This is a genomic window from Ruegeria sp. CK2 (assembly GCF_056536585.1).
This window is the reverse complement of the sequence record NZ_JBQFPW010000009.1, coordinates 85,975-108,042: the sequence shown is the minus strand read 5'-3', so window position 1 is coordinate 108,042 and position 22,068 is coordinate 85,975. Positions and strand designations below refer to the sequence as shown.

Genomic DNA, 22,068 nt, shown 5'->3' with positions numbered 1-22,068 from the left:
TTCACTTCTCGCGCAGCAAACGGAACGCGGTAGAGGCGCCCCAACCCGCTACAATCGCAATGACCAGTGACATGAGGCCATACCAGACAGGTTGCTGACGGGACATGTTGAACAGGAAACGCTCAAGCCCGACTTTGCGAACGTCGATAGCCGTTTCGTACTGAGAAATGACCTCTCCCCCTCGGGTCAGAAGGATGCGTGCAACATACTCGCCTTCTGTCAGGTCTGATGGCATATCGATTGATGTTCGGAAAAGGGTCTGTTCATCCACGGCCACCGTGTTTTCGCGGATGGAATAGAGGTCTTCATTCTCGCGAATGCGCACCACAGCATCGGCAAAATCCTGTGCGCCGCGGATGTTCATTGCTGCACCGACGGATCGAATGGCGCGCTCAATCGAGACCCGATACCGTAGGTCCTCCGTGTCAGACAGTATGGATTTCAGCGGGCCACTGGTGGCCACCGCGTAAAAGCTGGGCGCTAGATCGACGAGCACACTGTCCGTGTTCACCCAGATTCCCAGCTTGCGTTCCTTCCGCCGGACGGTCACGGGTTCAGAGGGGCCGGCGAGTGCCACGATGACCTCAAGCGGCGGACCATCTGGAATAGGTGCTTCGCGTTTGATCGCGCCAAAGATCAGGATCTCGGATCCGTCGAAATTGGCGGTAATTGCGACGCGGTCCTGGCTTAGGCCTAGAACAACTTTCTCCTCCGCTGCGGCAGCGGGTAAGCACAACAGGCAAAGGGCGGTGATAAGAGCGCGCAGCATCATCAGTGCCCTCCGCCTGTGCCAAGCGAATAGAGCTCACTCGGTTCGAGCAGAAGATCAAGGGCCAGCTTGCCACACACCACAAGGACTAGCGCGGCCAGCAAAACCCGCAACTGTTCCGCAGGCATGCGTGCGCCGATCACCGTGCCGATTTGAGCGCCGATGACGCCGCCAACAAGCAGCAAAACGGCCAGTACGACATCCACCGTATAGTTGGTCGTCGCGTGCAGCATTGTGGTGAACGCGGTCACAAAAATGATCTGAAACAGGGATGTACCAACAACGACCTTTGTGGGCATGCCCAGCAGATAAATCATCGCGGGCACCATGATAAACCCGCCGCCAACACCCATGATGGCCGACAGCACCCCAACACACAGCCCCACCAGAACTGGCGGGATCACCGAGATATACAGGCCCGATGTGCGAAAGCGCATCTTGAGCGGCATGGCGTGAATCCAACCGCGCTGCCGTCGTTTGGCAGGCGCGCCACCACCCTTTTTGACTTTGCGCAGGGCATTGAGGCTTTCAACGAACATCAGACTGCCGATGACGCCAAGAAAGACCACGTAACAAAGCGTCACCAACAGATCGACCTGGCCAAGGCTCTTGAGGTAGTTGAACACAACCACACCCAAGGCTGCGCCGATCAGACCGCCCACAAGCAGAACCGTGCCCATCCTGAAGTCCACGGTTTTTCGCCGGAAATGAGCCAGAACGCCTGAAAATGACGATGCAACGATCTGATTGGCTTCGGTTGCAACAGCCACAGCGGGTGGGATGCCAATGAAAAACAGCAGCGGGGTCATAAGAAACCCACCACCTACGCCAAACATTCCGGACAGGATACCAACCATCCCCCCCAAACCGAGAAGCAAAAAGGCATTCACGGAAACTTCGGCTATGGGAAGATAAATCTGCATGGCTTCTTCTGGATGTGCGGTGTTCTGCTGCACAACGTCACAATGCTGCATTCACCGAAGTGTCTGGAAAGTCGGGTCTTAAGGCGTTGGGTGTTGTGTTTCCCGAATGAGTTTTGGGTTAGCCCAGCGAATTTCGCAATCTCATCAATCGGAGAACACACACACATACCCTCTTAGAGCGGTTGCGGCATGCAAAATCAACTGTGCATGCCGCTCTGCAGCGAACAGGATTCAAGTTTGTTCCTGAACTGGACCTATCAACGCTCTTTCACGTAGGGTTCGCCGCCCGCGCGCGGTGGAATCGCCTTGCCAACGAAGCCAGCCAGAATCACCACAGTCAGGATATACGGCAGGGCATCCATGACCTGGACCGGTATGACAACACCACCTAGATCAATGTTCTGGAACCGCAAAGCAACGGCCTGCAAAAGCCCGAACAGTAGACAGGCACCCATGGCGTGCCACGGCCGCCATTTCGCAAAGATCAACGCGGCCAGCGCTATAAACCCACGACCTGCAGTCATTTCCTTGACGAACCCGGCTTGCAGCGCGGTGGCAAGATATGCACCGGCGATTCCACAGAGCACTCCGCAGATCGCTACAGCGGCAAAACGCAGACCAACCACTGAGACACCAGCGGTATCTACCGCAGCCGGATTTTCGCCCACTGCGCGCAGGCGAAGACCGAACCGCGTGCGGAATAGGATCCACCACGTTGCGGGCACCAGCAGGAACGCCACATAAACGAGAATGGAGTGACCAGACAGGAGTTCTGAATAAATGGGTCCGATGAAAGGTACACCGCTGATCGCGTCGGCAAACGGGAACTCAATTGGTTCGAAACGGCCACCGCCAAACAGGGAAGGTGTGCGGCCGCCCTGTTTGAACCAGCTCTGGGCTATAAGCACCGTCAGACCAGACGCGAGGAAGTTGATAGCCACACCTGAGATCAGTTGGTTGCCCCGAAACGTGATTGACGCCAACCCATGCAGCGCCGACAAAACCAGCGACGACGCGATCCCAGCCAGCAGGCCCAACCAGACCGACCCTGTCACAGCGGCGACGGCGGCAGAGAAGAAAGCGGCCATCAACATCTTGCCTTCAAGCCCGATGTCGAAAATACCTGCGCGTTCGGAGTACAGCCCTGCCAGACAGGCCAGCAACAACGGAGTGGCCAGACGGACAGTCGAATCGAGGACTTGGATGAGGGTAACGAAAAACTCCATCACTCTGTCCCCTTCCGCAAACTCAGGAAGATTTTCTCAAGCGGCATGCGCACCATGTTGTCCAAGGCCCCGGTAAACAGGATGACCAACGCCTGGATCACAACAATCAGTTCGCGCGGTATCGAGGTCCACAGTGCCAGTTCCGCACCGCCCTGATACAAGAACCCGAACAGGATTGCGGCCAGGAAGACACCAAACGGATGTGATCGGCCCATCAGAGCGACTGCGATACCGATGAATCCGGCGCCTTCGGTCGAATTCAGGACCAGCCGCTCAGCCTCGCCCATCACGTTGTTGATCGCCATCATTCCGGCCAGGCCGCCCGAAATCAGCATTGCGATGATGGTAATACGGACCGGAGAGATGCCAGCATAAACCGCGCCGGTTTCGGTTTTACCGTAAGATCGGATTTCATAGCCAAGCCGAGTGCGCCAGATCAAAGCCCACACGATGACGCATGCGACAATCGCCACAAAAAACGAAATGTTTGCAGGGGCACCGCGGAACACCACGTTCTCGGCTGTCGAGAACATCGACTGGAACGTTGGCAACTGTACCGCTTCCGGGAAGCGCGCAGTCGCCGGATCCATCGAGCCCTGCGGGCGCATGACGTTGACCAGCATGTAGTTGAGGAACGCCGCTGCAATAAAGTTGAACATGATCGTGGTGATCACGATATGGCTGCCTCGCTTGGCCTGCAGATAAGCAGGAATTGCCGCCCAGGCAGCGCCGAAGATCATTGAGGCGGCACAGGCTGCAAGCAAAGCGATGCTCCAATGCGGCCACGGCACATAGAGGCAAACAATCGCCACGCCAAGGCCACCAAGCATGGCTTGGCCTTCCCCACCGATGTTGAACATCCTGGCGTGAAACGCGACAGCCACGGCAAGGCCAGTGAACATGAAATTGGTGGCGTAGTAGAGGGTATAGCCCCAGCCATAAGTCGATCCCAGCGCGCCGGTAACCATCAGATTTACGGCCTCGACCGGGTTTTCTCCGATGGCGAGGATAACCAGCGCCGAAAGAAGTGCTGCCAATATCAGACTGATCACAGGGATCAGCACCACATCGGCCCATTTGGGCATTTTTTCCATGTTACGCGGCCTCCCCCGCAACACCGGCCATCAACAGGCCAAGTTCTTTTTCGTCAGTGTCCTGGGGCAATCGTTCGCCCATGATATGTCCGTCAAACATCACCGCAATCCGATCCGACAGCGAGAAGATCTCTTCCAGCTCGACCGAGACCAGTAGGATTGCCTTGCCCTGATCGCGCAGGGCGACGATTTGTTTGTGAATGAATTCGATCGCACCGATGTCAACGCCGCGCGTAGGCTGCCCAACCAAAAGAAGGTCGGGGTTCCGCTCGATCTCGCGTGCGACGACGATTTTCTGTTGGTTTCCGCCCGAGAAGTTCTTGGCTGCCAGCCAGCCATCCGGCGGGCGGACATCAAATTTTTCGATCTTGCGTTCGGTATCAGCGCGCAGGGCAGCATTATCCATGAAGATGCCGCGCTGGTAAGCGGGGTCGCGGTGATAGCCGAAAGCCACGTTTTCCCAGGCATGGAAATCCATGACCAACCCTTCGCGCTGACGGTCTTCAGGCACATGCGCAATATGCTGCGCGCGCCGCGCCTGACCGTCCGATCCGGGACCGCTGAGCGCCAGAGGCGTTCCATTCAGTTTGATCGACCCCCGACCGGGACGCATGCCACCCAGAACTTCAAGCAATTCGGATTGTCCGTTGCCGGCCACGCCCGCAATGCCAACGATTTCGCCGGCGCGAACCGTCAGATCGATACCTTTAACCCGCTCAACGCCTGCTTCGTCCGTGACGCTCAAGTTCTCGATTTCGAGGATCGGTTTGCCAGGCTGTGCAGGTACTTTGTCGACTTGCAGCAGAACTTTGCGGCCAACCATAAGCTCGGCCAGTTCCTGTGGGTTGGTCTCGGCGGTTTTGACCGTTGCCGTCATCTGCCCGCGCCGCATGACGGAAACGGTATCGGTCGCCTCCATGATCTCACGCAGTTTGTGAGTGATCAGGATGATGGTCTTACCTTCGGCCCGCAAACGGTCGAGGATGCGAAACAGTTGATCCGCTTCGGCGGGTGTCAGTACGCCCGTCGGTTCGTCCAGAATCAGAATCTCAGCCCTGCGATACAGTGCTTTCAGGATCTCGACGCGTTGTTGTGCGCCAACACCGATCTCATCAATACGCTTGTCCGGGTCGACGAACAGCTCGTACTCTTCTTCAAGCTCTTTCAGTTCCTTCCGTGCCTTGGCGAGTGATGGTGCTAGGAGGCCGCCATCTTCAGCGCCAAGAACGATGTTTTCCAGAACGGTGAAATTCTCGACCAGCTTGAAGTGTTGGAAGACCATCCCGATTCCCGCTGCAATCGCGGCCTGGCTGTCCGGGATCTCGGTTCTTTGACCATTAATCCAGATCTCGCCCTTATCAGCTTTGTAAAAGCCGTAGAGAATGCTCATCAACGTGGATTTGCCCGCACCGTTTTCGCCAATGATCCCGTGGATCGTGCCGGGGGCGACGCTGATGGAAATGTCTTTGTTTGCCTGAACCGGCCCAAAGGCTTTGGAAATCCCTTTGAGCTCAATGGCGGGGACTGTCATGTCTTGTCCTCAATTGCCGAAGGGGCCCGCTTTGGCAAAGTCATTTCATTGCCCAATAAGCGGTAGAACGGATGTGGGACGGAGAATTCCCCGTCCCAAGCGATATCAGAACTGCAGTGCAGGGCAGCTGTCATTCTCATAATAGCTGACAACCGCGATGTTGCCGTCGATAATGTCCTGACGGGCTTTGTCTACGGCAGCTTTCATGTCATCCGACACGAGGGCAGCGTTGTTGTCATCCATGGCAACGCCAACGCCTTCTTCGGCCAAGCCCATGGTGAACACGCCTGTTTCGACGCTGTCGCCAGCGCTCATGGCATCATATACGGCCACGTCCACACGTTTCAGCATCGAAGTCAGAACCTTTCCGGGGTGTAGGTGGTTCTGGTTGCTGTCCACGCCGATCGAAAGGATGCCTTCGTCGGCCGCAGTTTGCAGAACGCCAACACCGGTGCCACCGGCGGCGGCATAGACCACATCAGCACCCTGGCTGATTTGCGCCTTGGTTAGTTCCGATCCTTTCACCGGGTCGTTCCACGCCGCCGGAGTTGTACCAGTCATGTTGGCGACCACGTTGATGTCCGGGTTCACAGCCTTTGCGCCTTGCGCATAACCACAGCCAAAGTGACGGATCAGCGGAACATCCATGCCACCTACGAAGCCGACGGTGCCGGTCTCCGACGCCATCGCTGCCATCATGCCAACAAGATAAGAGCCTTCATGCTCGGCAAAGCCGACCTGACGCACGTTCGGTGCATCCAGCCAAGTCACGTCGATAACAACAAAGGTTGTGTCCGGATAATCGGAAGCAACGGCGCTGAGTGGATCAGCCATTGCGAAGCCCATGGTGATGATCGGGTTCGAGCCCGCTTCGGCGAAACGGCGCAGAGCTTGTTCGCGCTGCGCTTCGGATTGCATCTCAATCTCGCGATAGCTGCCGCCGGTTTCTTCCGCCCAGCGTGAGGCACCGTTATGTGCCGCTTCGTTGAATGATTTGTCGAATTTACCGCCCAGGTCAAAGATCAGGGCCGGTTCGGCCAAGGTAGCGCCAGCTGTCAGTGCTACCGCAGCGGCCGCGCCCAGCAAGGATTTCATCAGGGTCATTTTTTACTCCCGTTGGTTTTATCGGTCCGAAGCTAAGATAGCCCCGTTTACCCACTCAGAGCGAGCATAACCGTTGTGATGGCGGGAATTAAGGACGTTTGCAACAGCTAGGGTCAACAGGTTTTTGACCAAATGGTCGAAAAAGACGACTTATTGTCGGGGTAAACTGCATTCCATGACGATTGCGTCGCGTTTGACGCCGTTTTTGGCTGTGTAATAGCCTTGGCGCTTGCCACAGGGGCGATATCCGCAGCGAGTATACAACGTGATCGCCGCCAAATTATCCGAAGCCACGTCCAGAAACGCCCGAGTCGCACCCAATTCGACTGCCTCGGCATGCCAGTTTTCCATGCAACTCAGCCCCAGGCCTTGTCTTTGATAAACAGGGTGAGTCGCGATGGTCAGCAGCTCTGCTTCATCCGCGATGACCTGAAAAACAGCAAACGATTCAGGGGTACCTATAAAGTGTGTGAAAGGGTTTTCCAGCAGGTCTGAAAACTCGTTTGCACGCCACGGCCGCGATTGGGTGAACGCAGCTGCATGGATCGATGCCATGTCTTTCGGTGTCATCCGTCTAACAGAACCGGCGGCAGGTCGCGGGAAGGCGCCGCGTCTGCGGGTCGGACGTAAAGTGGGGCCGGATGGGGTTGGTCCACATACCAGCGTTCTGCAGCAACCCGCGCAATCGCTTCTACGTGTGAGGCTGCTTTCGTGCAGAAGAACAATGTGCCCAGTGATTCTGCTTCGGCGCGCGGTACCAAGCGCGGCGTACATGCGGTGGCCTGCACATAGACCTGATCGCGAGTCGCCGGAATCGCAGGCATCTGACCTGCCGGTGCAATGCGTGCCAGGGCGTCAAACCCCGATACACCGACTGCTGGAATAGCAAGGCCCAATGCAAGCCCGCGGGCTGCAGAAACCGAGATGCGGATTCCGGTAAAATTGCCGGGTCCGATGCCAACGCCGATTGCATCCAGATCTGCCCAGCCGAGGTTTGCCTGCTTCAAAACCTCCTCTAGCAGCGGCATCAACCTTTCCGCCTGTCCGCGCGACATGGCTTCGTCACAAGACGCCACGATCTGCCCACCACACAGCAGGGACGCAGCGCAATGCGCCGCCGAAGTGTCGAATGCGAGGATTTTTGGTTCTGTGTGTTTTTGGGTAGACATGTTTATTCGTTCTAAGGCGTGGACCTGAGAGCCTCGCGTCCCGATCCGGATGCACACGGCAATTCGTCAGTGATCTTCAGCCATGGCAGACGGGCATCTTCATGGCAGTGAATTTGCGGTTTCAAATCTGCGGCCTGATCCAGTACGCCCAACGGCACATAGATTTGCCCCGTTAGATAATCAAAAGTCGCCGCCAAAGGCGAGCTACAGGTCTGACAGGACCACCGGTGCACGCCGGTGACGCAAGAAAACGACGGGCCCAACTCAGGGGTGGCCACCAGATCGCCTGCGGCAAATCCAGCAAATGCGCCCACCGGGCCGCCCGTCCAGCGGCGGCAGTCCGTGCAATGGCAATAGGCCACAACTTGCGGGGCCGAACTCATACGCAATCTGACGGTGCCGCAATAGCAACGGCCGGTGTAGATTGCGTCAGACGGCAACTGGCCGAACCTCGGTCACTTCGGGAATGTAGTGACGCAGCAGGTTTTCGATACCCATCTTCAAAGTCAACGTTGATGATGGACATCCAGCACAGGCACCTTGCATGTGCAGGTAGACCACGCCGCGATCAAATCCGTGGAAGGTTATGTCCCCACCATCCTGGGCCACCGCCGGGCGCACGCGGCTGTCCAGCAGATCCTTGATCTGGTTAACGACTTCTGCGTCCTCGCCGGTATGTTCTGCATGGCCAGAGGCGGCAGCGGCGTCTGCGCCCATCACAGGCTGACCCGACTGATAGTGCTCCATCACGGCGCCAAGGATCGCAGGCTTGATGTGGTCCCACTGCACGTCTTCGGCCTTGGTAACTGTGACAAAATCATTGCCGAAAAACACGCCGGTTACGCCACTCACCGAGAAAATGCGTTTTGCTAGTGGCGACTTTTCACCTGCTTCAGCTGTTGGAAAATCAGCCGTTCCAGCCTCAAGCACCGTTTGACCGGGCAGGAATTTCAAAGTGGCCGGGTTTGGGGTGGATTCGGTCTGGATGAACATGGGACAGCTCCGTTTGAGATGTTCCTGATATGCGGGTAGGGGGCTTGGAAGTCAAGATTTGGAACGGTTCTAAAGTGATGTGGCGTGATTTAATGCGTCCTCAAGGCGGTCATCGCCCCAAAACAACTCTTCTCCCGCCAGAAAACTTGGGGCGCCAAACAGGCCGTATTCCTTGGCGCGAGCGGATTGTTCGAACAACGCGTTTTTGATGTCCGGATCTTGGGTCCGATCCAAGGTATCCGCGGGCAATTTCGCCGTTTTGAGACACTCATGCAGAACGTCCGCATCCGAAATGTCCCGACCATCGCCAAATTCAGAGCGATACACCGCACGAACGAACTCGGCCCTTTGATCCATAGATTCAATGGCCAACGCCACGCGCGCCGCTTTAATAGAGTTCTGGGGAAATGGGTCGGGTCGGGACAGCGGCAAATTCCGCGTTGCGCATAACCTTTGCATATCACGCCACATGTAACGTCCTTTGGCAGGGTATAGGTTGAAAGGCGATGTGTTCCAACCTTGGTCCGCAAAGATAGGACCCAGCAGAAAAGGCTGCCATTCGACAGTAACGCCTTTCGCAGATGCCAGCCGGTCGATGCGCATCGCGCTCAGATAGGAGTAGGTCGACGCAAATTCGAACCAGAACTGAACCACGGGACCCATATTGACACCCTAGGTGATTTCTTCCAGCTTTTCCTTACTCAGATCGCCGGGGACGATCGTGATTGGAATTGGCAGACTTCCAGAATTCTTTGTCAGCTGCGTCACCAGAGGGCCAGGACCTTTCTTGTCCGTCCCGGCACCCAGAACCAGAACACCGATTTCCGGGTCATCCCTAACGTGTTCAATGATCTGAGGTACCGGCTCACCCTCGCGGATGGCAAGTTCAGGTTCCACGCCTTGTTTGTCGCGCATCCATTTGGCGAAGACTTCGAAATGGGCGTGGATACGTTCACGCGCTTCTTCGCGCATCACTTCGGCCACGCCAATCCAATGGTTGAATTCGTCCGGCGGGATAACCGACAGAACCGTAACGCCACCACCGGTGTGGGCGGCCCGCATGGCCGCGAAACGCATGGCATTCAGGCATTCGCGGCTGTCATCAAGAACGACTAGGAACTTGCGCATGAGTTTCCTCTTTGGTTTCCGGGATCATGCCCGACGTGATACGTGCTGGCAACTCGGGGCACCCCGAGGCGCATGGCTAGCGGTTGCTTGCAGCCCAATCCCAATACAACGAACGGGCGCGTCTGGCGATCGGACCGACCTGAAATTGCGTGTCCTCCAAGGCGGTGATGGGGGTGACCTTGCTCATGTTGCCGGTCATGAACACCTCATCGGCTTTGTGGAAGTCCTCAAAACTCAAAACAGCCTCGTGCACGGTAACACCGTCTGCCCGTAAGTTCTTGATGTGACGGGCGCGGGTGATCCCGGCCAGAAACGTTCCGTTTGGGATCGGCGTGAACACTTCGCCGTCCCGGACCATAAAGATGTTGGCCGTTGCAGTTTCGGCCACACTGCCTAAAGCGTCTGCAACAAGTGCGTTCGAAAACCCTTTGGCGCGAACCTCTTGCAGCATGCGCGCGTTGTTGGGGTACAGGCACCCGGCCTTGGCGTTGACGACGGCAGATTCCAGAACAGGGCGGCGGAATCGCGTTGTGCCCAACGTGGCCGATGCGGTCTCGGGCGCCATGGGGATTTCTTCCAGGCAGATTGCGAAACCGGTGCTGTTTTCTTGCGGCATAATCGCCGTTGGATCACCGTCGATCCCCCAATACATAGGGCGTATATAAACGGCGGTTTCGGTGCTGTAGGCCTGCAAACCTTCGCGGATAAGATCAACCATCTGTTCCGGGGTCGTTGTCGGCGTCAGCATCAATGCTTCGGCGGACCGGTTCACCCGGGCGCAATGCGCGAACAGATCCGGTGCCATCCCTTCAAAATACCGCGCACCATCAAAGACCGAAGACCCGAGCCACGCACCATGGTCTGCCGCCCGCATTATGGGCGCATCCCCATCATGCCACGTGCCGTCGAAATAGGTCCGGATATTCTTGCCGACTGCCATGACGCCCTCCTCTGCTTTAGGCAGACACTAGGAGGGAGGCGGTGCCGGGTCCAGCGGATTGTCGTCCGGCTTAAACCTGTTTCGCGCCGACCATTCCAACGATCTCGTAGGTCTGTTGCAGAACGGGCGCGGCGATAGCACGCGCCTTTTCTGCACCGCGGGCCAAAATTCGGTCAATCTCGGTCTCTTCACCCATCAAGCGGGTCATTTCCGACGAGATGGGCGCTAGTTTGGAAACCGCGAGATCAGCTAGCATTGGCTTGAATTCACCGAATTGTTTGCCTCCAACTTCGGCCAGAACCTGTTCAACGGTTTGATCGCTGAGAGCTGCGTAGACGTTGACCAAATTTCGCGCCTCTGGCCGATCTGCAAGGCCATCGGTTTCCGAAGGCAGCGCGTCCGGGTCCGTCTTGGCCTTACGGATCTTCTTAGCGATGATGTCGGCATCGTCAGTCATGTTGATGCGGCTCATATCCGATGGATCGGACTTGGACATCTTTTTCGATCCCTCACGCAGGCTCATGACACGAGTCGCAGCCCCTTCGATGACCGGTTCAGTCAACGGAAAGAAATCAACGCCAAAATCATGATTGAACTTGGTCGCGATATCCCGGGTCAATTCCAGATGCTGTTTCTGGTCATCACCAACAGGCACGTGGGTTGCGTGATATACAAGTATGTCTGCGGCCATTAAAGCCGGGTATGCGAACAGTCCCAGTGAGGCGTTTTGCGCGTTCTTTCCGGCCTTGTCCTTGAACTGAGTCATCCGCTGCATCCAGCCAAGACGCGCGACACAGTTGAATATCCACGCAAGTTGCGCGTGTTCAGGAACTTGGCTTTGGTTGAACAGGATCGACTTTTCCGGGTCTAGCCCGGACGCAATGTAGCCTGCGCACAACTCGCGCGTTGCGTGTTGCAATTCCTTTGGATCCTGCCAAACAGTGATCGCATGCAAGTCTACCATGCAGTAAATCGTTTCATAGTCCGATCCCTGCATCCGGACCCAATTCCGCAACGCACCCAGGTAATTACCAAGATGCAGATTGCCTGAAGGCTGTGCACCGGAAAAAACGCGCGGTGTGAATTGGGTCTCAGTCATCGAACGGAACTCCCGTCTGGAAAAATCAGCCCCCGTCGCTTACCCATGAGGTTAAGGGACGTCAACAGCCGCGAAAGGCCAGCCCAATGAGCAGTGAGCATTATACACCCGCAGTAAACCCCCTGCCGCCTGTTGTTGTGGCACTGGTTCTATTTATTATTGGGATCGAACTGGCGTTTACCTTGGGCGCGCGGGGACTGGTCGGTGGACCAGAAGCCGTAGGGTGGCGGCTGCACGCGATCAAAAGCTATTCCTTTTCTCCAGAGATATTCGACTGGATGGTTCAGAATGGTCGTTGGCCGTTCGAACAAGTGATCCGGTTTGTCACCTATCCGTTTGTCTCGGGCAGCTTCACGCAGTCTGTCTTTGTCTGTGTCTTCGTGCTGGCCATGGGCAAAATGGTTGGTGAAGTGTTCGGCGGCTTTCCGATGCTGCTGATTTTCGTGCTGTCAGGGGCAGGGGGCGCATTGGTTTATGCGTTGGTGCTGGATCCGCGCTATCCGCTGATCGGGGGATTCCCGCCAGTATACGGTCTGATCGGAGCCTTTACCTGGTTGCTGTGGCGCAAGCTTTCGTTGGTGGGCGAAAACCAGGCACGAGCATTCCAATTGATTGCTGTCCTGATGGGCATTCAATTGCTGTTTGGCCTGATCTTTGGCGGCACGTCGGATTGGGTTGCTGATCTGGGCGGTTTTGCCACTGGATTCCTTTTGTCATTTTTTCTGGCACCCGGCGGATGGGCCCGGATGGTTGGCCGCATCCGTCGCGAATAGCCTACTACGAACGGCGCAGGGCGCGTTTGAAATCCGAAATCTCAAACGCTCCGAAGACGTGACCCAGAAAGAAATACGCGGCGGCCGCAACTTTGATCAAAACCAGTAGGGCGACATACCGCCAGCCCGGCACTTCAAGTGTCCAGCCAAACAGATGGATTGCTGCATAAAGAACTGCCCCCATCCCTAACGAGGCTGCAACGATCCGCCATGCCCGATGTTTTAATCGGTCGTCAAAACGCGCCTCGTCCCCCATGCGCCGCGCACCGATCGCCAATAAGGCCACCATCGCCCATCCGGCGACCGACGCTGCGATGGCCGGAGCAATCCAACCCACAAGCGGGTACAGGCCAAAGGCAAGCCATGCATTGATGACCATGGCGGCCACGGCATAGCGAAACGGTGATCTTGTGTCTTCGCGCGCAAAATACAGCGGTTGGAGCAGTTTCTGTAGCATGAACGCCGGCAATCCGATGCCGTATATGGCAACCGCCAACGCGGTCGCTGCGGTATCTTCGGCGCTGAATTGCCCGCGTTCGAACAGGACCGAGACCAGCGGATTTGGAATGATCAAAAATGCAACGGTCGAGGGCAGTGTCATCAGCAAAGTAAACTCACCCGCGCGTGAAAACGCGTTTCTGGCGCCGGTTTTGTCACCCGCGCGCAACCTGCGCGACAAATCGGGTAGCAGCACAATTCCAACGGCTATGCCAACAACACCCAGTGGCAGTTGATACAACCTGTCCGCGGCAAACAGCCAACTGACCGCCTTTTCGGTTTTTGACGCCACCAACTGCCCGACAACCAGGTTGACTTGGGTTACCCCCATCGCCAGTGCTGCCGGAACAGCGACGCGAACCATGTGCCGCATTTCGGCGCTAATGCGCGGCATACTTGGCCGGATGCGGATGCCTGCGCGTTCAGTCGCCACCCAGACCAGCGCCAATTGTGCAAAGCCAGCAATCGGGATGACCGCGATCAACCACCTGATGATCTCTCCGCCAGAGACCGCTCCGGCGATCAGGGCTGTGCAGGCAAATATGTTCAGTAGTACAGGCGCAGCAGCAGCGGCAGCAAATCGGCCAGTCGCGTTTAAAACCCCTGAGAACAGTGCCGCAAGAGACATGAATAGAATATAGGGAAAGACGACATAGCCATAATCGACCGCCAAATCGAAGCGCTCATCACCGTAAAACCCTTCGGCCGTCAGCCAGACCAGACCCGGCATGAACACCATCGCCAAACCGACCAATGCAAGCACCGCAGCAGCCAGCAGGTTGAAAGCATCCTGAGCGAAACCTTGCGCGTTCTCGTCCGCTTCCAGCCGTTTCGAGAACATCGGAACAAAGGCCGCGTTAAAGGCCCCTTCGGCGAAGAAACGGCGGAACATGTTGGGCAGGCGGAATGCCGCAACAAACGCGTCCATCACCGGCCCCGGCCCTATATAGGCGGTCAGCAGGATTTCTCGCAAAAATCCAAGGATGCGGCTGGCCAAGGTCCAGAACCCGACCGTGAACAGGCCCGAAAACAGCCGGATCTGTTTCATGAGGCTGCGCGCTCCGCACCTTCGGTTATCGCCGTGCGCAACTTAGCTTCCAATCCACGTTGCTTGCTTTCGGAATGATATTTCAGACCAAACATGTCCTTGACGTAGAACGTATCGACCACCTGTTCACCATAGGTCGCGATGACCGCATTGGCGATGTACACATTGGCCGCTGCCAGCGTTCGGGTCAGATCATACAGCAGACCGGGCCGGTCGCGGGTATCAACCTCGATGATCGTGTAGATTTCGGACCCGTCATTATCGAAAGTAATATGGGTTGGCACATTGAAGGCACGTTCGCGTTTCTTGATCTTGTCGCGGGATTTCAAGGCATCACGCGCCACGACCTCGCCCTTAAGGGTCTTGTGGATCATCTGGGTCAGGCGCGGCAGGCGCGAGGCTTCGAACGGATGGCCTTCGGCATCCTGAATCCAGAACGCATCCGTCACATAGCCGTCCTTGGTGGTGTAGCTGCGCGCGTCAACCACGTTTGCCCCAACCAGGGCCAGTGCGCCAGCGATACGCGCGAAGATACCGGGATGATCCCCCATGGCAAAGCAGGCGCGTGTGGCATCGCGATCTTCATCAGGGTGCAACCGGATTTCCATGGCTCCGGGATCTCCGCTGTGTTCCAGCGCTTGCAACATTTCGGCAAATTCTACGTGTGTCGCCAGGTTCAGACCCTGCCAATAGGGCGCATAGTGACGCCCTGTTTCCAACTTAAGGTCAGCTTTGGCCCACGCCCCCAATGCTGCCCGTAGTGCTTTCTTGGCCTCGGTTCCGCGATTGGCGCGGTTCAGGTCTTCCATGCCGGTCTCAAGCGCGCGCTTGGTTTCCGCATGCAAGGCGCGCAGCAGCGTGGCTTTCCAGTTGTTCCACGTCGTTGGTCCGACGCCGCGAATGTCGCAGACTGTCAGAACTGTCAGCAGATCCAACTGCTTGACCGTCTTAACCGCCTTGGCAAAATCCCGCACTGTGCGCGGGTCAGAAATATCACGTTTTTGCGCCATATCGGACATGAGCAGGTGGTAGCGAACCAGCCATTCCACAGTCTCAGAGTCTGATTTGTTCAACCCCAATCGTGGGGCCACTTTTCGTGCAATTTGCGCCCCTAGAATCGAATGGTCTTCGGGGCGGCCTTTGGCGATGTCGTGCAACAGCAGCGCCACATACAGCACTTTGCGGTTCACGCCGCCTTTCAAGATCGACGAGGCCAGTGGCAACGCTTCGATCAACTCGCCACGTTCGATTTGCGCCAGGTTGACGATGCACTGGATCGTGTGTTCGTCCACCGTATAGCTGTGATACATGTTGAACTGCATCATCGCGACGATGTGCTCGAATTCGGGCAGGAAAGCCGACAGAACACCCAACTCGTTCATTCGTCGCAACGCGCGTTCGGGATTTCCGTGTTTCAGCATTAGATCAAGGAAGATACGCCGCGCCTCTTTGTCGTTGCGCATGTCATCATCGATCAGGTTCAGGTGTGCCGTCACCAGCCGCATTGCGTCGGGATGGATCAACATACCCGTGCGCAGGCCCTCTTCGAACAAACGCAATAGATTGAGTTTATCGGACAGAAACTTGTCTGGATCGGCGACATCAAGGCGGCCATGCACAACGCTGTAGCCTTGTTTGACGCGTGGGCGGCGTCGGAAAATGCGCTCCAGCAGAGGCGCGCCTTTCATGTGTTGCGCTTCCAGTTTTGTCAGGAAAATCCGTGTAAGCTCTCCCACTCGGGTGGCTTCGCGGAAATAGCGTTGCATGAACACTTCAACCGCGCGGCGCCCGGCGCGATCCTCGTATCCCATTCTGGCGGCGACTTCGACCTGCATGTCAAACGTCAGCTGTTCCGTCGCGCGACCGGTCACCAGATGCAGGTGAGAGCGGACGGCCCAAAGGAAATTCTCGGCTTCGACAAAAGTTTTGAATTCTTCGGACGTAAACAGTCCCAAAGGCACAAGCTCGGCCACATCCTGAACACCGTAGACGTATTTTGCGATCCAGTAGAGCGATTGCAAATCGCGCAGACCGCCCTTGCCTTCTTTGACGTTGGGCTCGACCACATAGCGTTCACCTTGTTTGTGGTGACGCTCTTCGCGTTCGCGCAGCTTGGCCTCGATGAACTCGCGCTCGCTGCCTTTAAACAAATCGGTCTTCAGGCGCTGATCCAGTTCGGCGGCTAATGCCTCGTCCCCGGCCAGATAGCGTTGTTCCAGCATGGCTGTTCGGATCGTGAAATCATCTGCGCCCAGACGCAGGCAATCTTTGATTGTTCGCGATGAATGACCGACCTTCAACCGCAAGTCCCAAAGGATGTAGAGCATGGATTCGATCACACTCTCGGCCCAGGCCGTAATCTTGTATGGGGTCAGGAAAAGCAGATCGACATCTGATGACGGTGCCATTTCCCCGCGCCCATATCCGCCAACAGCAAGCACGGCGATTTTCTCGCCCTGTGTCGGTGTGGCAAGGGGGTGCAACCGCTCGCTAGAGACCTGCATGGCAGTGCAGACAAGACAGTCTGTCAGGTAGGTGTATGATCGTGTAAGGCAGCGTGCCTCAAATGGTTGGGCCGCAAACGCATCAGCGATCACCTTGCGGCCGATCTTTTGTGCATCCCGAAGAATGCGCACAGTTTCTGCGCGCATTGCTGCATTGTCTGAAACGTTCTCAAAAGCCTCGGCCAACTGTGTGTCGACACTGATGCCGTCGAAAATGTCTTGGGCCGAACAGATCAGATCTCCGCTGGGCGGAATGATTGTGTTGGGCCGATCAGAAACCGGCGCCAGAGAAGCTTTGTGGGGCAGGGTCAATCACAACCACCTGTTTGTTCTGGATCGTGGCGACGGCCAGACCGCGTTCATTGGTGCCATTCGGGCGCAGGCGGAAGATGCCACCAACTCCTTGGAAACCGGCGTTTTGCGTCAACGCTGCTCCGGTCAGGGCATCGGATTTGCCTTGGCTGACCAACGCGCCGATGGCTGCGATTCCGTCATAGGCCAGGCCGCTGATAGGATGAGGGGCCTCGCCATATGTCGCGTTGTATCGCTGACGATAGCTTTGCGCTTTGGACGGGTCAGGCAGAGCGAACCAACCGCCCTGAACGCCGGGCAGTTCCAGCGTTTGTGGCGGGATATCCCATCGGGTCAGGCCGATGAATTGCGTGGTCGACGGCGAAACGCCCGCCTCTGGCAGCAACTGAGAATAAAGTGGAAGCGCACCGGCGGTTGTCGCGGTCAGGAAAATCGAATCCGCGCCGCTTGAATCGATGGTCGCCTTGATGTTCGGCACCGAGTTGATCACGCCCTGCTGTGAGCGGTCGTATCCGACTGTTCCGGCATTGTTGACCCGGCTGCCCCCCAGAGCTGTGGCGATTGCCGCGCGACCCTGCTGCCCGGCAGCATCATTGCTGTGTACGATGACGGTCCCGGTCTTGCCTTGGCTGCCAGCGTAGTTGACCAGGCGATTGGCCGTGTTCTGAAAGGTAGGTCCCAGAACAAAGACATTACCGCCAGCGATGCTGGTGTTATTAGAGAAGGACAACACGTTGACCTTGCTGCTCAGGACTGCCAGGCCAGCTGCATTTGCGGCCTGAGCGTAAACCGGACCGATGATGATCTTGGCTCCATCCGCAACCGCCTGTTGCGCCACCGTCGAGGCGGTGCCTGCGTTGCCCGCCGTGTCATAAACCCTCAGGTCGATCTGTACGTTTTGCAAATCCGACATCGCCAGCCGCGCTGCGTTTTCCAGGCTTTGCGCCAATGCGGCATCGCCGGATCGGGGAACCAGCAGTGCGACGGGAACAGGTTTGGAGGTGTTAATCGACGGTCCACCGCCAATGGCACCCGGTTCACATGCGGCCAGAAAAGCTGCGACGGCCAGGGCGGCGCCAGCTTTCGCCAGCTTGCGTACGGGCTTGCAAACGGTAAACATCTAAATGAAAACTCCCTGATCCGGCGGCTATAGGCGCTGCTGTTCTATCGAGCCGCGATAATAAACGTCACGCTGTGAGGGTCCAGCTTTGAATTTCCAAAAGGTAAGATTGGCTGCGGGCCTGTACTTTGTTGCCACTCCGATCGGGACTGCGCGCGATATTACGCTCAGGGCGCTGGACACGCTGGCATCTGCCGACGTGATCGCCGCCGAGGATACACGCAGCTTGCGCCGCCTGATGGAAATCCATGGTGTGCCGCTGGAAGGGCGGCGGATCCAAGCCTACCACGATCACAGCGGAACTGGCGCGCGCGGCAAGATCATGGAAGCGCTGGCGCAGGGCCACTCGGTGGCTTACGCGTCCGAGGCCGGAATGCCACTGATCGCTGATCCGGGATACGATCTTGGCAAGCAGGCGGCGGAAGCCGGTCACCTGGTAACATGTGCCCCCGGTCCGTCCGCCGTTTTGGCTGCCTTGACGCTGGCTGGCCTGCCGACAGATGCGTTCTTTTTTGCGGGCTTTCTGCCAAACGCGTCCGGTGCACGGCGTGCTCGGATTGAGGCACTGCGTGATATCCCCGGGACGCTTGTGTTTTACGAATCGCCAAAGCGCATCGCAGGCAGTTTGTCCGATCTGGCAGATGTTTTAGGCGCGGACCGTCAAGCCGCGCTGTGCCGCGAACTGACTAAGAAATTCGAAGAAGTTCGGCGGGCCACACTTGGCCAATTGGCGCAGGATTACAAAGGCAAGACCGTCAAAGGAGAAGTTGTGCTGCTGGTGGACCGCAGCCATTCGCAAAGCGTTAACGAGACCGATGTAGAAGAGGCTTTGAAAAAAGCGTTGGAAACGCATTCGGTCAGGGATGCAGCGGATTTGATTTCAGAAATGTACAACTTGCCGCGGCGTCCGATTTATCAAAAAGCGCTGAAACTGGGAAAGGGATGACATGGTCAAGCGATCAGTTCGCGGTTCGGTATCCTTCCATTCCGGGCAATCCGCTGAACTTCAGGTCGCAACTGATTATGAGCGGCGCGGCTATACAATCGCGCATCACCGTTGGCGTGGGGCAGGCGGTGAAATTGACCTGATCGCGCGTGGCGCGGACGTTTTGGTTTTCGTAGAGGTCAAGAAAAGCGCAAGCTTCGAGATGGCGGCCGCTCGGATCACCGCCCGTCAGACAAAACGTATTTGCACCTCGGCAGCGCAGTTTCTTGAGAATGAACCGGCTGGACAATTGACGAATGTCCGCTTCGATGCGGCGCTTGTGGATGCGTCTGGCGGAATTCAAATTCTCGAAAACGCCTTTGGCTATGCGTAAACACCATTGAACCACCCGACGTGCTGGGCCATGTATCGGGCGTGAAGCTGAAGGACACGTCATGAAAATCGCCTTTCAAATGGACCCGATCGGGGCCGTGGATATCAACGCCGACAGCTCTTTCCGATTGGCGGAAGAGGCGCAGCTGCGCGGCCACAGCTTGTTTTTTTATGGACCTGACCAACTGGCCTATCAACAAGGGCGCATTACGGCACGTGGTCATGACATGACAGTTCAGCGCGTAGTGGGTGATCCTGCAGTGCTGGGCCCCGAGCGTGAAGTGGATCTGGCCGATTTCGATGTTGTTTGGCTGCGACAGGATCCACCTTTCGACATGCACTACATCACTTCAACACATTTGCTGGACCGGCTTACGGGGCAGGCGTTGGTGGTGAATGACCCGTTTTGGGTGCGAAACTACCCCGAAAAACTGTTAGTTCTTGAGTTCCCGGATCTAACGCCGCCAACGACGATTGCCCGTGATCTGCAGACAATCAAAGCGTTCAAAGAAGAACACGGCGATGTCATCCTCAAGCCGCTGTATGGCAATGGCGGGGCAGGGGTGTTCAGATTGGATGCAAATGATCGCAATCTGACCTCGTTGCATGAACTGTTCACCGGGTTCTCGCGCGAGCCTTTGATCGTGCAAAAATTCCTGCCGGATGTTCGTAGTGGTGACAAACGCGTCATTCTTGTTGATGGAGAACCGGTTGGCGCGATTAACCGTGTCCCTGCGGAAGGTGAGACACGCTCGAACATGCATGTTGGCGGGCGCCCGGAAAAGATCGGTCTGACGGATCGCGATATGGAGATTTGCGCGGCCATTGGCCCGCTTCTGAAAGAAAAAGGGCAGGTGTTTGTCGGTATCGATGTTATCGGTGACTACCTGACCGAAATCAACGTGACCTCCCCCACGGGCATTCAGGAGCTTGAACGGTTTAATGGTGACAACATTGCCGAGAGAATCTGGCAAGCCATAGAGGCCAAGCTTTAAGCTATAACCTTGGCGCTGATGCGAAAGCTTAGCGCCTCGGCCACATGCGGTCTCAATACGTACGGGGCGCCCTCCAGATCGGCAATGGTGCGGGCGACGCGCAAAATCCGGTGAAAAGCGCGCGCCGACAGGCCAAACCGGTCAGCCGCTTTCAAAAGCAGTTCCTTTCCTTCGGTGTCTGGCGAGGCAATCTCTTCCAACAACGCACCCTCGATATCCGCGTTTTGGCGGATCGATGGTGTGTCACTGAATCGGATGGCCTGAATTGAACGGGCCTGCTCTACACGTGCGGCAACGGTGGCGGAACTGTCGCCCGACGGCGGCAGGTCGAGGTCGGTAAACCCGACGGGTGGCACTTCAATCCGAATATCGAACCGGTCCATAAGTGGGCCCGAAATGCGATTCAGATAATCCTCACCACATCCTGGTGCGCGCGAACACGCCCGTGATGGGTCGGTCAGATATCCGCATTTGCAGGGGTTGGCCGCAGCGACCAGCATGAAACGACAAGGATATTTTACATGCGCATTTGCCCGGGCCACCATGACTTCGCCAGTTTCGACAGGTTGTCTTAGGGTTTCCAGAACCGTTCGTGGAAACTCGGGGAATTCGTCCATGAAGAGAACGCCATTATGGGCAAGCGAAATCTCACCCGGTTTTGCCCCTTTCCCGCCCCCGACAATTGCGGCCATAGATGCGGTATGGTGGGGTTCCCGGAAGGGACGCGCGCGGTTGATGCCACCTTCGTCCAAAAGGCCACAAAGCGATTGAATCATCGAGGTTTCAAGGGCTTCTACCGCAGTTAGTGGCGGCAAAATCCCTGGCAGACGGGCCGCCAACATAGACTTACCTGACCCGGGTGTGCCGATCATGATCAGATGATGTCGCCCGGCCGCCGCGATTTCCAAAGCCCGTTTCGCACGTTCCTGACCTTTCACGTCGCGCAAATCGCGGGCGCTGGGTGTCAGGTTGACCTCGCCGGGTTGGGCTGCTGGCAGTGGCGATTGGCCCGAGAAATGGCGCACGACATCTCCCAACGAGTCTGCCCCGATCACTTGCGTCGCGTCGACCCAGGCCGCCTCGGCACTGGACGCGCGCGGGCACAGCAACGTCCGATCGTCTGAGGCCGCCGTCATGGCCGCAGGCAAAGCACCGACCACAGGCACAAGAGATCCGTCAAGCGACAACTCTCCCAATGCCACTGCACCTTCTGCGGCATCGGCCGGAATGATCTCGAGGGCTGACAACAGGGCCACAGCGATTGGCAAGTCGAAATGACTGCCCTCTTTGGGCAGGTCAGCTGGCGACAGGTTGATCGTGATCCGTTTAGACGGCAACGCAATCGCCATCGCGCTGAATGCGCTTCGGACACGGTCGCGCGCTTCGGACACTGCCTTGTCAGGCAGCCCTACGATGGAAAATGCAGGCAGGCCGGGTGACACGGCGCATTGCACCTCGACCGGTCGGGCATCGACCCCTTGGAAGGCAACAGTATGGGCGCGGGCAACCATGGCAATCCTGTTC

22 protein-coding genes are annotated in these 22,068 nt (G+C 57.0%); 4 read left to right on the top strand and 18 right to left on the bottom strand.

From position 1 onward, the window contains the following. Position 1 precedes the first annotated feature (1 nt). The 14 genes from ACR0BU_RS14745 to trpS form a co-directional block, all read right to left on the bottom strand. Positions 2 to 769 carry a TIGR02186 family protein gene (locus ACR0BU_RS14745; protein WP_480736669.1) on the bottom strand — a complete coding sequence of 256 codons (768 nt, stop codon included), beginning with the start codon at positions 767 to 769 and terminating at the stop codon, positions 2 to 4. Between the two features lie 2 nt (positions 770 to 771). Beyond that, positions 772 to 1,692: a sulfite exporter TauE/SafE family protein gene (locus ACR0BU_RS14740; protein WP_298935418.1), complete on the bottom strand. Its 921-nt coding sequence runs from the start codon at positions 1,690 to 1,692 to the stop codon at positions 772 to 774. Positions 1,693 to 1,949: 257 nt separating this feature from the next. Beyond that, a complete protein-coding gene (locus ACR0BU_RS14735; RefSeq protein ID WP_298935296.1) occupies positions 1,950 to 2,918 on the bottom strand; it encodes an ABC transporter permease in 969 nt (322 codons plus the stop codon). Then, positions 2,918 to 4,012, bottom strand: coding sequence for an ABC transporter permease (locus tag ACR0BU_RS14730; RefSeq protein WP_480736428.1), 1,095 nt, complete (start codon positions 4,010 to 4,012; stop codon positions 2,918 to 2,920). The genes ACR0BU_RS14735 and ACR0BU_RS14730 overlap by 1 nt, the downstream gene beginning before the upstream one ends. A gap of 1 nt (position 4,013) precedes the next feature. After that, positions 4,014 to 5,543 carry an ABC transporter ATP-binding protein gene (locus ACR0BU_RS14725; protein WP_298935294.1) on the bottom strand — a complete coding sequence of 510 codons (1,530 nt, stop codon included), beginning with the start codon at positions 5,541 to 5,543 and terminating at the stop codon, positions 4,014 to 4,016. A 105-nt stretch (positions 5,544 to 5,648) separates the two neighbouring features. Continuing rightward, positions 5,649 to 6,647 carry a BMP family lipoprotein gene (locus tag ACR0BU_RS14720; RefSeq protein WP_480736427.1) on the bottom strand — a complete coding sequence of 333 codons (999 nt, stop codon included), beginning with the start codon at positions 6,645 to 6,647 and terminating at the stop codon, positions 5,649 to 5,651. Positions 6,648 to 6,797: 150 nt separating this feature from the next. Then, the gene (locus ACR0BU_RS14715) at positions 6,798 to 7,217 is read right to left on the bottom strand and encodes a GNAT family N-acetyltransferase (RefSeq protein WP_299080774.1); all 420 of its coding nucleotides are present in this window, start codon (positions 7,215 to 7,217) and stop codon (positions 6,798 to 6,800) included. After that, positions 7,214 to 7,816, bottom strand: a complete 603-nt coding sequence (gene tsaB / locus ACR0BU_RS14710) for a tRNA (adenosine(37)-N6)-threonylcarbamoyltransferase complex dimerization subunit type 1 TsaB (protein WP_480736425.1) — start codon at positions 7,814 to 7,816, stop codon at positions 7,214 to 7,216. The genes ACR0BU_RS14715 and tsaB overlap by 4 nt, the downstream gene beginning before the upstream one ends. 11 nt (positions 7,817 to 7,827) lie before the next feature. Beyond that, complete coding sequence (locus ACR0BU_RS14705; RefSeq protein ID WP_480736424.1) at positions 7,828 to 8,256, bottom strand: GFA family protein; 429 nt, start codon at positions 8,254 to 8,256, stop codon at positions 7,828 to 7,830. After that, complete coding sequence (locus ACR0BU_RS14700; protein WP_298935288.1) at positions 8,246 to 8,809, bottom strand: NifU family protein; 564 nt, start codon at positions 8,807 to 8,809, stop codon at positions 8,246 to 8,248. Before ACR0BU_RS14700 ends, ACR0BU_RS14705 begins: the two co-directional genes overlap by 11 nt. Positions 8,810 to 8,878: 69 nt before the next feature. After that, the gene (locus ACR0BU_RS14695) at positions 8,879 to 9,472 is read right to left on the bottom strand and encodes a DsbA family protein (RefSeq protein ID WP_480736422.1); all 594 of its coding nucleotides are present in this window, start codon (positions 9,470 to 9,472) and stop codon (positions 8,879 to 8,881) included. Between the two features lie 9 nt (positions 9,473 to 9,481). Continuing rightward, entirely contained in the window at positions 9,482 to 9,937 is a 456-nt protein-coding gene (locus ACR0BU_RS14690; RefSeq protein WP_120632438.1) for a universal stress protein, read from the bottom strand. Between the two features lie 76 nt (positions 9,938 to 10,013). Continuing rightward, the gene (locus tag ACR0BU_RS14685) at positions 10,014 to 10,877 is read right to left on the bottom strand and encodes a branched-chain amino acid aminotransferase (RefSeq protein WP_480736421.1); all 864 of its coding nucleotides are present in this window, start codon (positions 10,875 to 10,877) and stop codon (positions 10,014 to 10,016) included. A 70-nt stretch (positions 10,878 to 10,947) separates the two neighbouring features. Further along, positions 10,948 to 11,976: a tryptophan--tRNA ligase gene (gene trpS, locus ACR0BU_RS14680; protein ID WP_299080785.1), complete on the bottom strand. Its 1,029-nt coding sequence runs from the start codon at positions 11,974 to 11,976 to the stop codon at positions 10,948 to 10,950. Between the two features lie 86 nt (positions 11,977 to 12,062). Between trpS and ACR0BU_RS14675 the strand changes: the two genes are divergently transcribed. Next, positions 12,063 to 12,749 carry a rhomboid family intramembrane serine protease gene (locus ACR0BU_RS14675; protein ID WP_300068799.1) on the top strand — a complete coding sequence of 229 codons (687 nt, stop codon included), beginning with the start codon at positions 12,063 to 12,065 and terminating at the stop codon, positions 12,747 to 12,749. A gap of 4 nt (positions 12,750 to 12,753) precedes the next feature. On the opposite strand, the gene murJ is transcribed toward ACR0BU_RS14675, so the two are convergent. From murJ to ACR0BU_RS14660, 3 genes are read right to left on the bottom strand one after another with little or no spacing between them, the layout of a single operon-like run. Then, positions 12,754 to 14,295, bottom strand: a complete 1,542-nt coding sequence (gene murJ, locus ACR0BU_RS14670; protein ID WP_480736419.1) for a murein biosynthesis integral membrane protein MurJ — start codon at positions 14,293 to 14,295, stop codon at positions 12,754 to 12,756. Then, positions 14,292 to 17,111 (bottom strand): [protein-PII] uridylyltransferase, encoded by a 2,820-nt coding sequence (locus ACR0BU_RS14665; RefSeq protein WP_480736418.1) that lies wholly within the window; start codon positions 17,109 to 17,111, stop codon positions 14,292 to 14,294. Before ACR0BU_RS14665 ends, murJ begins: the two co-directional genes overlap by 4 nt. Then, positions 17,071 to 18,231, bottom strand: a complete 1,161-nt coding sequence (locus ACR0BU_RS14660; protein ID WP_480736417.1) for a penicillin-binding protein activator — start codon at positions 18,229 to 18,231, stop codon at positions 17,071 to 17,073. The genes ACR0BU_RS14665 and ACR0BU_RS14660 overlap by 41 nt, the downstream gene beginning before the upstream one ends. Before the next feature lie 88 nt (positions 18,232 to 18,319). Between ACR0BU_RS14660 and rsmI the strand changes: the two genes are divergently transcribed. The 3 genes from rsmI (at position 18,320) to gshB (ending at position 20,544) form a co-directional block, all read left to right on the top strand. After that, on the top strand, positions 18,320 to 19,177 hold the full coding sequence (rsmI, locus tag ACR0BU_RS14655; RefSeq protein WP_480736415.1) for a 16S rRNA (cytidine(1402)-2'-O)-methyltransferase: 858 nt from the start codon (positions 18,320 to 18,322) through the stop codon (positions 19,175 to 19,177). A gap of 1 nt (position 19,178) precedes the next feature. Continuing rightward, a complete protein-coding gene (locus tag ACR0BU_RS14650; RefSeq protein ID WP_480736413.1) occupies positions 19,179 to 19,550 on the top strand; it encodes a YraN family protein in 372 nt (123 codons plus the stop codon). Between the two features lie 61 nt (positions 19,551 to 19,611). Then, positions 19,612 to 20,544: a glutathione synthase gene (gshB, locus tag ACR0BU_RS14645; RefSeq protein WP_480736411.1), complete on the top strand. Its 933-nt coding sequence runs from the start codon at positions 19,612 to 19,614 to the stop codon at positions 20,542 to 20,544. Here the strand turns inward: gshB and ACR0BU_RS14640 are convergent. Then, positions 20,541 to 22,055, bottom strand: a complete 1,515-nt coding sequence (locus tag ACR0BU_RS14640; protein ID WP_480736410.1) for a YifB family Mg chelatase-like AAA ATPase — start codon at positions 22,053 to 22,055, stop codon at positions 20,541 to 20,543. The two genes, gshB and ACR0BU_RS14640, sit on opposite strands and share 4 nt — an antisense overlap. Between the last annotated feature and the right edge of the window lie 13 nt (positions 22,056 to 22,068).

Excerpts from the sequence above, each read along its gene's own strand:
- ACR0BU_RS14745 (WP_480736669.1), bottom strand. The coding sequence starts at position 769 with ATGCTGCGCGCTCTTATCACCGCCCTTTGCCTGTTGTGCTTACCCGCT.
- ACR0BU_RS14640 (WP_480736410.1), bottom strand. The coding sequence starts at position 22,055 with ATGGTTGCCCGCGCCCATACTGTTGCCTTCCAAGGGGTCGATGCCCGA.
- ACR0BU_RS14690 (WP_120632438.1), bottom strand. The coding sequence starts at position 9,937 with ATGCGCAAGTTCCTAGTCGTTCTTGATGACAGCCGCGAATGCCTGAAT.
- tsaB (WP_480736425.1), bottom strand. The coding sequence starts at position 7,816 with ATGTCTACCCAAAAACACACAGAACCAAAAATCCTCGCATTCGACACT.
- ACR0BU_RS14740 (WP_298935418.1), bottom strand. The coding sequence starts at position 1,692 with ATGCAGATTTATCTTCCCATAGCCGAAGTTTCCGTGAATGCCTTTTTG.
- ACR0BU_RS14660 (WP_480736417.1), bottom strand. The coding sequence starts at position 18,231 with ATGTTTACCGTTTGCAAGCCCGTACGCAAGCTGGCGAAAGCTGGCGCC.
- trpS (WP_299080785.1), bottom strand. The coding sequence starts at position 11,976 with ATGACTGAGACCCAATTCACACCGCGCGTTTTTTCCGGTGCACAGCCT.
- murJ (WP_480736419.1), bottom strand. The coding sequence starts at position 14,295 with ATGAAACAGATCCGGCTGTTTTCGGGCCTGTTCACGGTCGGGTTCTGG.
- ACR0BU_RS14735 (WP_298935296.1), bottom strand. The coding sequence starts at position 2,918 with ATGGAGTTTTTCGTTACCCTCATCCAAGTCCTCGATTCGACTGTCCGT.
- ACR0BU_RS14685 (WP_480736421.1), bottom strand. The coding sequence starts at position 10,877 with ATGGCAGTCGGCAAGAATATCCGGACCTATTTCGACGGCACGTGGCAT.
- ACR0BU_RS14730 (WP_480736428.1), bottom strand. The coding sequence starts at position 4,012 with ATGGAAAAAATGCCCAAATGGGCCGATGTGGTGCTGATCCCTGTGATC.
- ACR0BU_RS14675 (WP_300068799.1), top strand. The coding sequence starts at position 12,063 with ATGAGCAGTGAGCATTATACACCCGCAGTAAACCCCCTGCCGCCTGTT.
- ACR0BU_RS14695 (WP_480736422.1), bottom strand. The coding sequence starts at position 9,472 with ATGGGTCCCGTGGTTCAGTTCTGGTTCGAATTTGCGTCGACCTACTCC.
- gshB (WP_480736411.1), top strand. The coding sequence starts at position 19,612 with ATGAAAATCGCCTTTCAAATGGACCCGATCGGGGCCGTGGATATCAAC.
- ACR0BU_RS14650 (WP_480736413.1), top strand. The coding sequence starts at position 19,179 with ATGGTCAAGCGATCAGTTCGCGGTTCGGTATCCTTCCATTCCGGGCAA.
- ACR0BU_RS14715 (WP_299080774.1), bottom strand. The coding sequence starts at position 7,217 with ATGACACCGAAAGACATGGCATCGATCCATGCAGCTGCGTTCACCCAA.
- ACR0BU_RS14725 (WP_298935294.1), bottom strand. The coding sequence starts at position 5,543 with ATGACAGTCCCCGCCATTGAGCTCAAAGGGATTTCCAAAGCCTTTGGG.
- ACR0BU_RS14720 (WP_480736427.1), bottom strand. The coding sequence starts at position 6,647 with ATGACCCTGATGAAATCCTTGCTGGGCGCGGCCGCTGCGGTAGCACTG.
- ACR0BU_RS14700 (WP_298935288.1), bottom strand. The coding sequence starts at position 8,809 with ATGTTCATCCAGACCGAATCCACCCCAAACCCGGCCACTTTGAAATTC.